Raw genomic sequence first — 11,715 nt, forward strand, 5'->3', positions numbered from 1 at the left:
CCCACCCTACCTCTCCGTTTAGGCGTAGGGTGGGGCCATGCCCCACCACAAAAACTCTCTTGTAAGGAGAGCGGATATTGGCATAGGAATATAATCAGTATCCAACAGACCTCTGCAGGCACCTCAAAACTTGCCACCACCCTCACCAGTTGATCCACTTGACTACTCGGTGGGGCATGGCCCCACCCTACCTCTCCGTTTAGGCGTAGGGTGGGGCCATGCCCCACCACAAAACTCAGGCCCAACGCCAACCATGTATATGATAAAAAACAAATGCTGACTTGGCGAACATCAGAATATGTTTCAGCCCTTTCTTTGAAGCATTACCACCACCATGCACAATCCGTACTTCAGGGACATAAGCAATGATCGATTGCCTGGCGATTCTTATGGACAGATCGAAGTCTTCGAAATAGACAAAAAAGTCAGGAGAGAATCCTCGCACCTTATCAAGCACACTGTGCCTGACAAACATGAAACAACCACTGGCCATGGCCTCTTTACTGAGTGCATGCTGGTTCATCTCGCAGCGCATCTCATACTCCTGCATGCGATCTGAAAAGTAACGCTTGACCGCACGAGGCGCAAAGCCACGCAAAAACAGATCCAAAACCGCTGGATAACGTTTGCAGAGATACTGTTTATGCCCTTCGGGATCTTCTGAATAGGGGGATAACATACCGACTTCAGGATGCTGCTGCATATAGTTCAGCGCTTCGCTAAAAGCATCCTTAACCACCTCAACATCTGGATTGATAATGAGATGGTAGTCGCTCTCCTGATTGAGTATCACCAGATTGTGGGCTGCACCATAGCCAATATTGCCCCCAGTACCAATCACCATCCATTGATATCGACCACTGCCGACAACTTGTCCCACCAGGCGTTTTACTTTATTCAGTATGCCGCCGTTATCGACCACAACAACCGTAGCCTCAAGGTCACTCCTCTCCTGAAGTGTGTAATCCAGAGCCTCTACGATACTGCTGAGGGTATCGCTGAGTATATCCAGGCCACTATCATAATAAACGATGGAGATAACCAGTTTCATAGGCTGAGTAATTTGGTGTCTTATTGTGTGTCGTTTTTATTCTTGTGCCAGAGGTCATTCAACAGAACAAACGAATCAGCGCAGTGGTACAGCGCTATTGAAGTATCACAGACCTGGCAAAAACATTAGCTCTGCTCTGCTGCTTTTTTCTTAATCTGTTGAATATTATTCACCTGATTAGCAAACGCATCAGTTAATTTTTTCACGCCGCCCGGTTTTAAATACCCTTCATTACCTGCAAAGATATAGGTGCCATAAGTTGCCGAAGCTGACATCAAAGCTGCATTGATCATTTGTATCGGTTTACCTTCACTTTTCATCTCGTTGGCGAGGCTGATAAAGCGTTCTGACAGCGCAGTAAACTCTTCGATATCATTTTTTTCCGACATATTTTTTAAACCTCTTCGACACCTTTCCAATTCAGAGAAAAATCCTCACCACAGCGGGTAAGGTTCGGATTATAGGCAGGATCCCGTTCAAGTAACGGCCCCCACTTATTGAGCATAAACTCTGCTTCGCGACTAAAACGTTGCTGTTTTTCAGGCGTGTCTTCTGCACCACGGGATGCAGACTCATGGTGATAAAACTCCGCATAGGGCGACCAGAGATTGTTATAGCCCTGCTGATAGATGCGGATACAAATATCAACATCATTGAATGCTACCGCCAGGTTCGACTCATCAAAACCGCCAACCTCGTCGAACACGGCTCTACGCACCAGCATGCATGCAGCAGTTACTGCCGTATAATTTTGCACCAGCACTGAGCGTCCCATATACCCGCGATTGCCTTGATAGCTGTATTTCATCGCATGTCCGGCAACGCCACCAAGCCCCAGCACCACCCCACCATGTTGCAGGCGGCCATCCGGATACCACAAACGGGCACCGACAGCGCCGATTTCAGGTCGAGTCCCTTGACTGACCATCTCATCAAGCCATCCGGGTGCAATAATCTCAATGTCGTCATTCATGAAACAGAGCAGCTCGCCTTGCGACTCTCTCACTGCAAAATTATTGATTGCCGAGAAGTTAAAAGGATGGTCGTAGCGCACCACTTTCACGCTATCGGAACTATCCAGCTGGGCGAGATATTGCAATGTTTTCGGGTCATCACTTTGATTGTCTACGACAACAATCTCATAATTTTTATATTCAGTTCGATCATGGATACTATCTACACACTGGCGTAACAGCGCCTCACCATTTCTAGTCGGTATGATGATCGACACCAGAGGTGGATTTTCAGGTACTGGATACTGCACTCTGATCATGCCATCGATCAGATCAGATTCGGCAACCTTTGCCTCAATATTGCGGGCATCCAGGTCATCTTTCACTGCGTCGATTGCAGCCTTCATCGCATAGGATTTCGCTTCAGCACCAGATGCTGTACTCTCTGGGATAGCGCGCCAGTGATAGAGAATCCAGGGTATATGGCGAACGCCTTCCCTGGGATCTTCTATCTCTCGCAGGCAGCGTAGCGCCAGATCATAATCCTGTGCTCCTTCGAAGCCCTCACGAACCCCGCCAATCTTCTCCAACAATGATCGTCTGTAGACACCAAAGTGGCAGATCATGTTATGTGAACGCATCAGATCAGGATTGAAATCGGGTTTGAAATAGTGATCGTAACGAACCCCTTCACTATTCAACTTATCCTCATCCGAGTAGAAGAGTGATGCCTCAGGGTGAAGAATAATCTCCTGGGCAACAAAGAATAGCGCATGGGGCGCCAAAACATCATCGTGGTCCATTAAAGCAACGAACTGACCGGTTGCCAGCTCTAATGCAGAGTTGGTAGCAGCAGATATATGGCCATTCTTCTCCCGGTAGACAACCTTGATACGTTTAAATCGGGTCTCATACTCTTTCAGAACACGTTTTACATGAGATTTTGTTGAAGCATCATCCGCTATGCAGAGTTCCCAATCGTCATAGGTCTGTGCCAGCACTGAATCGATCGCCTCACGCAGCCAGGTCTCTTCAACATTGTAGACCGGCATAACTATTGAGACAGTCGGTCGATCATCTCTTTCATTGAGTGCTTCGATGGCATCCAGTTTAGGCAAGCCTACCGGCTCGACATCCTTGATCCACAATGAGTAGGTATAGGTTGGCGAGGTCTTATTCACCACGCGCTCTCGAATTGCGGTCAGGCCACCCGCCTTATAGAGTGCTTTTGCCTCTTTGATCCAGTTCGATAACAAGCTTGGGTTTCTAATCAGTTGCCCAATAGCCGGCTTTGATCTGCGCAGCAGACGCAGCGGCAACATCAGGGACATATAGGCACGCCATCCCCGACTGCTGGTCACATCCTTCAGACTCTGTTTATGTTGAGCCAACTGCTTCTCTATCAGGGCTTTCTCCTGCCCCATGGCACGAACAGCTCGCTCACTCATCTTCAATGTCTGGGAGAGATCGGAATTTACAGCCTGCTCTTTGGTAAGCGCGCTCTGAGACTCATCCAGTGACTTTGCCAACCTCTGTTGATCTGTTGAAAGTTGATCACGCACTTCAATCAGGGCAGTGAGGTCATCTCTCTGCTGTTGCAACAGTTGATCGCGCTCTTCAACCATCGCCAGACGCGTGGCGGCTGTCTCCCCAGCCTGGTGAAGTTGGTCGTAGAGATTACGATAGACTTCGATAGAGGATTCCATCGGCTTATCTGTCAATACAGGAAAATCTTCGATGGAAATATCACTGTCGGGTTGCGCAGTGACTATAAATTGGAATGCTGCGGCTTCAGGGGTATGGAATAACGCCAAACCTTTTTCTGTAGGATTAAATCCCAGGTTTTCGAGGCGACGCTCAATCTCGGAGTCTGCCATATCATGAAAGGTATATGAGAGCTCATCAACTCTAAACCCACTTCTGACAAAGAGCTCCCGCAATGAGTGGTAGTTGAAAAGGTGTAGATGAGTTCGATCCAGAAGACCTGTATCTTCGTAGGTAAACCGGCCCTCCAGTAACTCAAGACGTAGTGCTGCATGGGCCCCGTTAGGTAGGGAGGCAATCAGGCGTCCATCTTCTTTTAAAAGTTTTGGTAACTTTTTGAGTAAACCTGTTGGGTCTCTGAGATGTTCCAGAATATCGGCGCAGGTGATGATATCGAATCTCTCGTCACCCAGAGACTTCAACCAGTTATCTTTTTGCACATCGCCTACGATCACCTGATCGCAATGGGCTTTCGCCTTTTGTGCCATAGCGCGATCATACTCTACGCCGACAACGTAACAGTCTCTCTCACTGCGCAAAAATTCAGACATGTAACCCGTTGCACAGCCTAACTCAAGCACACGACTGCCTTTCGGAATACGCCGAATCAACTGCGTGTGAGAGTTATTCTCAACATTCAGATCGAGTTTAAAGTCGTATTCAGCCACCTGTTTTCATCTCACTCAGTCAATCAATAAATACTGCAACTGTCTTCACTCGGCTTGCAGATCTTTCAAGCCTTTTGCAATATAGTCTTCAACCAGATCTTCATAGATGCTGGCATTATTGCGTTCCAGCAGCTCATCAAAATAGGCCTCACGCCTCTTTTGAACATACTCTTTCTTCAAAATATCGATAATATTTGATTTCACCTGCTCAAAGGTCTGTTTTTGTGGCGGAAAACGATCAACCAGCTTGACAATATGAAAGCCAAACTCACTCTCAACCACTTCACTGATCTCGCCTGGTTTGCGCAAATCGAATGCGGCTTTAACCACAGGTTTCGATATCGAGTCTTTCTTGATCACACCCAGAGAGCCCTGATTCTTTTTTGATAAGCTATCTTCAGAGTAGATAGGCACCAGATCCTCAAATACGCTACCCGCATCCAGCTCAGCTTTTACTTTGTTTGCAATCTCCAACGCCTCTTGTCGCTCGTGGTAGACCGGCAGACGATCGGTGGTAGAGATCAGGATATGTTTTGCATTCACTTTTTCCGGAATCATATAGGCATCGGGATTGCCGAGATATTGCTCCTTCGCAGCCTGTTCAAAATCTGGAATAGGCTGATTGTCGATCTCTTTGAGTCGCTCCAGATAGAGCAACCTCTCTCTCTGTCTTCTCAACTTTGCCTGCATCAGTTTATCATCGGCAAGCCCACGCTTTGCATACTCTTCAGCCAGAGCCCTGATCAGATAGGTTTGGCGCAACAACTGCAGTATCTGTTTTTTATTGTTCAATACATCTTCACGGGCCTTCGGCGGCCCTGAAGAGAGCAAGGCATCCAGATCGCTTCTCTCTACTTCGATATCACCACCAAACATCAACACGTCATCTTCAGCAAAAAGCACCGGCGCCATCAACGCACACAACAGACCAACAAAAATCAGTCGCATATCCACACCTCAAAATATCGAAATAATTAAACTCTAATGAATCTGTGATCGTTAGGGATTATACAGAACAGCAACTTCAACTGTCATAGGCTCGCCATCTATGTTCTCTCTTTTTCGATCACAGAACATAGATCGCAAATCAAAAGAAAAAGTTCGCTTTCATAAAGAAGAAAGAGACCCGACATACATTGTTAAGCATAAAAAAAGGCAGGCCCGAAGGACTGCCTCTCTACAAGATCGCCTAAGCGATTTGTATTTTAGCGATTTACGCTACGGATCAGGTCAACAGTCTCACCGATCTGAGCAGGACCGACATCTGCAGCCATCGCAGAGAAGCCGATAACTGGAGCACCAGTCCATACGCCAGGACCGTCTGCGTTCAGACCGCCAACAAACTCAGTCATCGCAGCGATGCGAGCATCGGTGTTGTAGTCATAAGTAGCAGCCATACCGATGGTTACCCAACCAGCCTCGAATCCAGCGTCGAGAGTCCAGTTGAAAACGTTGGCAGCCGGTGTACCCAGAACAGATGCAGGGGTACCGGTAGCGGCATTTACAGAAACCACGTTAACTTCACGTTCCAGAGCGATGACAGTAGGTGCGTCGATCGGTACAGGAGAGAAGTCATCACTACCAGCCGCAGCTGCAGCAGTTCCTTCTTCGTAGTCGTAGTAGGTCAGGCTGACCTGAACGTCAGGAGTACTGGAAGCATAACCTGCATTGGCACAGTATGCGCCAGCACCATCGTTAGGATAGTCTTGACCAGTAGTACCAACGTTAGGAATTGCTACCGCAGCACCGTCACTGACGATATCGTTCAGAGTACCTGCACAAGCAGCAACTGTGGCATCCAACTGGTTGCTCAGAACGCCACCATTGTAGATACCATGCTTACGCATTGGGAAGGTAGCAACGATGTCAGTACCGCCATTGATATTGGCTTCTACGAAGTAAGGTGCAGAGATCGCATCAGCACTCAGCGCCACAGCAACCGGGAATGGGTTAGAGCCCATTGGGATTGATGGGTTAGGAGTGATGTCGTTTACAGAACCTGTATCGTACTCTACCAGAGGCAGAGCAAGCGTATCTTTAACGCCGGTAGCAGTCGCATTCAACATGGTTGCGTTAGCAACGTCACCAGAAGCCAGTGAAGGCAACAGGTAGTTGGATGCATCGTTTGAACGATAGTGCTGTGGAACGGTTGCATAGTTGTCGATGTGAGTGCCCTGCTCAACAAAAGCAGCGCCATCAGCAACATTGATCATGATAGCGTAAGCGTTGATGCCACCACGGTCAGCTGCGGTGTATACCAAGCCAGCATTGATGCCACCAACTTCATATGGGTCAGCAACGGCTGCGTCAGCAGCGATACCGGTAGCAGTCATTGAACCAGGGGTGAAACCATTGACACCAGCGGCGCCAGCAGTCCAAGCATCACTTACTACAGAGCAGTCAGCAGGCATGCCGTTTGCATCATGAAGGAGACCAGCTGGGATAGAACGATCGGTCAGGCCAATCGCGCCATCAGCAGTAAGTCCGTCATGAATTTCAGCAGTTTCGCCGCCGTCAGTAGCAGGACCAGTACCGTCAGCAATTACGCCCATCTCGATGATCTCAACATAACCTTCGGTCAGATCTTCGTCGGTGGTCGCATCGTAGATGTTACGGAAGTTAACGCCAGCCTGAATCAGTGCTTTATCAGGGAAGGTACAAGTCTCGTCTTCAGTGATGATGTTAGCAACAGTACCGCTTGCACGGATGGTGCCATTCCATACGTCGAAAGGTGACATATAGATGTTAAAGTCGAGCACGTCAGCAGAGATGCGTGACTCGCGAAAACGAACCTTGACCACTTTATAAAGGTCGGTGGTGTTGGTGATATTAATATTAGTAACAATGTTGTTGTTTACATTGTAGTAAGGCAGCAGGGCAACTTGGCCGACGCCATCAGAATTGATGTTTGCCGCATTGACTCCGGCTGTAGCGGTAGCCATCAGCATGGCTGCAGCGATCTTAGATTTTCTCAACACAGTTGTGTCTCCTATTTCTTGCGTGTTAACACTAAAAAACTAACTGAGCCCGTTATGCGGCCAGCTATAAGCCATGAGTTCAGGCGCTTTGCGAGGAATTATCGCCTTAAATTCATGGCCTTTCAAGGGAATGATCATTCCTTTGTGAAGAAAGTCTCAGGCCACAAACGCCCCATAAGTCCAATCTCACGCCAGAAGTCTACCATAAATATTCAAGCTAACAAGCGGAATTGTAGCAAAAAAATAAAAAAATGTTGCATATTTACAAATCCAAGACCTAAGCAACTGTTTTTTATACAATTATTTATATCCAAATTTGTCACAAAAATAATACCACCCACCTGCTCCAGGTTGTCTAAATACGTTAAATTTCCTGTTAACTACTTGCTTTAATGCAAGATAATAGACAACCCAAGAATAACTTACCATAACATACTGTAATTACAGCAATTACTCAATAATGTATCATAAAAACAACAGATGCATTTTTGTTTTCATCAATTAACAGTGGGAAGAAAACCCCAAATTCCTTCCTGATCTCGAACCCACTGCTCTTTCACCACGCTTTCCGTTCGCGCAGGCCCTCTCATCAACGGATGGTGAATTTCCATCTGAATCTCTATATCGGCACTACAGACGTCTTCTTTACATTTAACGTCTTGTACCTGGGCAGATTTCCATAATCCAACCCCTTTAACCTTTTTTGCATAGTGAGAGTATGGCGTTACCTGACGATAGCCTGTTGCCAGGTAGTTATAGGCCGTCTCCAAGCGCCCATCCAACAATAGCACCCAGCGCTCCTGAGCACGCTTCGCCACCTCAGCTTCATCATTCAAAGCCTGAACCGCAGGATCAGTGGCACAGCCGCTGATCATTAAAATAAACACCATAACATTAAAGTTTCTCACTCTATCTGAACTCCTGACTCAATGCTTTGATTATTTGAAAACGACCAAATTCTACGCAATCGACTCAATTCCATCAATTGAGCAATAGAAGATTAACAACGACATCAAACCTCTCCCCAATACATCGGTAGCGCCTGCCATTGCCACCATCTTCCCGGGTTTTGTCTGATTCGCTGCTCAATATCTCCAACCAGCATCGCAAGCAGCGCCTCACTGGATCTGCCTTCAACCTCAACAGGCGGCATAAATCTCAACTTAACCCCTTGACGATGCTCATCAACACAAAACGGCTGAATCACTGCACCAGCCCGCTTTGCAATTTTAATGGTGCCTTCCGGAAAATAGCCCTCTCGCCCAAAAAACGGCACCGGTACCAATCCGGGACTTCCCTTGTGGTAGGGCACGTCGAGCAGGATCGCTATTGGCCGCTCTTTAAGTGCCTGTAGTAACGGCCGCATGTTTGAGGCACCCGGTGTTATGAAGTCACTTCTATAGCAGGCACGCAAGCGAGATAACTTCAATCTCCGATAGGCAAACTCTGGCTCTGGTAATCCCCAGGTATTGCTGCCTTCATCATCCCGCGCGAGCGCACTTGTTGGTACGCCGTAAGCCGCAGCCGTGACTCCCAGCATCCAGAAACGCCCCAGATGCGCCCCAGCGAAGATCACAGGCCGACCCTCCCTTCGAAACGACAACACCTGCTCGAAGTTTTCCACTTCGATAAAACCGCCTACCTGCTCAGCACTCTTCAGGCGCGGATAGTACCAGGTATCGAGAATTTCACGCTGCTGCAGGCCGTAAAAATAGCGTGTCCAATCCTTATAGATCTGATCTTCAAGCCCAGGTATCGCCCGCCCCATCTGATGGGCAATCTGGGTGGATAGCTCCTGATCCCGGCGAAACTCAATTTTCCCGTATAGGCTGGCAAACCGATAGGAGGCATATCGAGGCAGGCGCGACAAGAGAGGAAAAAGCGCGCCATACTTCAGCCGTAGATCCCAATGATCGAATCTCCCACCCATCTCAAGCAGCCTCAATAATCCAATCAACGAGGCGCAGTTTCATCTTACCAAGCTTGCGATTTCGAAAAACGGTAATATTCACACTTGAACCCATTATGATGTTTCTATGATTGCCATTCAGGCAATAGGTTCCCATTGGTGATTCATTTTAACGATTCCAACCTCGCTGGATTCATGACGCACTCGAAATTGACAACAAACCGGGCGTGAATCGTAGACATGCAGGCCACTCTGATCGATCAACCAGGCCTCCAGGGCATAATCACCGGACATAAGGTTGATTGGATCGAACACCAACCGAACACCATAGTTTTTACCCTGCATCTGATAGAGCCCAAGTTGATCGATCAAGGTCGATACCCCATAAACCTGTAGCCCATCATTGCGAATCAATACCAATCCAATATGCACATCTTCAGGAGGCCGGGAACCGATATCCGCTTCCACTCGAATGGTCAATGCACCGCCTGTCTGATAGAGCGGTACATCTTCAGGGGTATCAATCCCCCCTTCCAAGACAACCTCCTTCAGATAGACATCACCCGCAGCCTCTGCATCCGGGGCGGCCCTTTGACTGCTACCAACCTTTTGCCTGCGCCTGACTGAATCCTGATAGTCATCGACCACTTTGGCCGACTCCCCCATCCCCATAACCATGCCATTCTCAAGCCAGATAGCCTGTTCACACAACTCTTTGACCTGATAGAGATTGTGAGAACAAAACACCAACGTACGGCTTTCGTCCCTGAAGCGCATCATTCTGTCCATGCTTTTTTTCTGGAACAGGGCATCCCCCACCGACAGCGCCTCATCAACAATCAGCACATCGGGCTCGATAGAGGTGATCACGGAGAAGGCAAGACGCACAAACATGCCTGATGAATAGGTTTTGACTGTCCTGTGGATAGCATCACCCAATTCAGAAAACTCAATGATATCCGGTGTTCTCTGTTCGGTTTCCGCTGCAGAAAGACCCAATAGAGAACAGGCCAACTGTATATTTTCCAAACCGGAGAATTCTGGGTGGAAGCCTGAGCCAAGCTCTAATATTGCCGATTTCCTGCCTTCGATATGTAAATTACCACTTGAAGGCTCAAGGGTGCCCGCCAAAAGCTTCAGCAGGGTGGATTTTCCGGCGCCATTGTCACCGATGACACCAAAGGTTGTGCCTTTTTCAATTCTGAGATCGATCGGAGCCAGGGCGTTGACTTCTGTATGGAAGGGCTTGCGAAGCAGCCACTCCTTAAACAGATCGATTGGCTTGGCATACTGCCGATAGTGCTTCGATAGCTGGTTTGCTTCGATGGCAATCACAGGAAATCCTTTGCGCGATGCTGCAAACGATAGAATAGAGCGCCAGAGAGAACCAAAATAACCAGACTGGCAAGAGCGACAATCACCAGATTATCAACCGGCCACTGCTGTTCAAGAATAATTGACCGATAAGCCTGAACCAACCAGGTAAGGGGATTGCTCTCTATGATTGGGCGAAATCTTAACGGGATCATCTCCAGTGGATAGATGATCGGGGTGGTAAAAAAAAGCGCCATCATGATCATTGGCAAGATCTGGCCAACATCCTTAATGAATACCGATAGAATTGCGACCAATGGTGCCAGAGCAAAGGTTAACAGCAGCCTGATGCCAATCAATAAAGGAAGCAAAATCAGTGTAATGCCCGGAGGATACCCCATAGCCCAGGCAGCGAAAACAAGAATCAACAGACCTATCACCTCTTGGATCAAGGTTCCCAATGAGGCAACTGCCGGAAATACAATCGGCGGCATCTGCGTCTTTAGCAGTAGATCTCTATTTTCAGAAAGGCTGCTGCTGGCACGCTGCAATCCATCCTGCAAGGCACTGAATGGCATCAGAGCGGCAAACAGATAGAGCGCAAAGTCACCACTACCGCCATCCGGCCGGAAGCTGATCTTGAGGATTCCGGAAAAAACGAAACTGTAGACCAGCAACAGAAATAGCGGCTGGGCCAACAACCATATTGGCCCCAGCAGTGTACCTTTAATTCTAAGCAGGGTATCACGCCGCACCATCAGAAAAACGCTTTGGCGATGATGGTAGAGATCAAGATAGATTTTTAACAAGCGCCTTCAGCTTCCAGTCACAGTATAAAACAGGGCGCCATGATACATCACTTGCCACGCCTTGCCGAGCCAGAGCTTTCTACTCTGAACATTAGACTGGTTTTGAAATAGTATTACGTGAAAGATTAATACCACCCTCACTAGTTGACTACTTGGTGGGGCATGGCCCCACCCTACCTCTCCGTATTGGCGTAGGGTGGGGCCATGCCCCACCAAGAAGTCAACTACTGAGGGTGGTATTAATCTTTCACCAAAAACAAATTCAAAAC

The 11,715-nt window shown here is 47.9% G+C and carries 9 protein-coding genes; all 9 read right to left on the reverse strand.

What is annotated here, in order from left to right; translation table 11 throughout:
- Nucleotides 1-235 precede the first annotated feature (235 nt).
- Nucleotides 236-1,051 (reverse strand): glycosyltransferase family 2 protein, encoded by an 816-nt coding sequence (locus AC4IE7_RS00305; protein WP_490774799.1) that lies wholly within the window; start codon nucleotides 1,049-1,051, stop codon nucleotides 236-238.
- A 125-nt stretch (nucleotides 1,052-1,176) separates the two neighbouring features.
- Entirely contained in the window at nucleotides 1,177-1,440 is a 264-nt protein-coding gene (locus AC4IE7_RS00310) for a hypothetical protein (RefSeq protein ID WP_490774800.1), read from the reverse strand.
- 5 nt (nucleotides 1,441-1,445) lie between these two features.
- Entirely contained in the window at nucleotides 1,446-4,436 is a 2,991-nt protein-coding gene (locus AC4IE7_RS00315; protein WP_490774801.1) for a glycosyltransferase, read from the reverse strand.
- 45 nt (nucleotides 4,437-4,481) lie between these two features.
- Nucleotides 4,482-5,384: a peptidylprolyl isomerase gene (locus AC4IE7_RS00320; RefSeq protein ID WP_490774802.1), complete on the reverse strand. Its 903-nt coding sequence runs from the start codon at nucleotides 5,382-5,384 to the stop codon at nucleotides 4,482-4,484.
- A gap of 257 nt (nucleotides 5,385-5,641) precedes the next feature.
- Complete coding sequence (locus AC4IE7_RS00325) at nucleotides 5,642-7,414, reverse strand: hypothetical protein (protein WP_490774803.1); 1,773 nt, start codon at nucleotides 7,412-7,414, stop codon at nucleotides 5,642-5,644.
- Nucleotides 7,415-7,911: 497 nt separating this feature from the next.
- Nucleotides 7,912-8,322, reverse strand: a complete 411-nt coding sequence (locus AC4IE7_RS00330) for a hypothetical protein (RefSeq protein ID WP_490774804.1) — start codon at nucleotides 8,320-8,322, stop codon at nucleotides 7,912-7,914.
- A 104-nt stretch (nucleotides 8,323-8,426) separates the two neighbouring features.
- A complete protein-coding gene (locus AC4IE7_RS00335) occupies nucleotides 8,427-9,344 on the reverse strand; it encodes a lysophospholipid acyltransferase family protein (protein WP_490774805.1) in 918 nt (305 codons plus the stop codon).
- A gap of 117 nt (nucleotides 9,345-9,461) precedes the next feature.
- Nucleotides 9,462-10,658 carry an ABC transporter ATP-binding protein gene (locus AC4IE7_RS00340; RefSeq protein WP_490774806.1) on the reverse strand — a complete coding sequence of 399 codons (1,197 nt, stop codon included), beginning with the start codon at nucleotides 10,656-10,658 and terminating at the stop codon, nucleotides 9,462-9,464.
- A complete protein-coding gene (locus AC4IE7_RS00345) occupies nucleotides 10,655-11,446 on the reverse strand; it encodes an ABC transporter permease (protein WP_490774807.1) in 792 nt (263 codons plus the stop codon). Before AC4IE7_RS00345 ends, AC4IE7_RS00340 begins: the two co-directional genes overlap by 4 nt.
- Nucleotides 11,447-11,715 lie beyond the last annotated feature (269 nt).

This window comes from Candidatus Thiodiazotropha sp. AKAK3 (assembly GCF_058244645.1).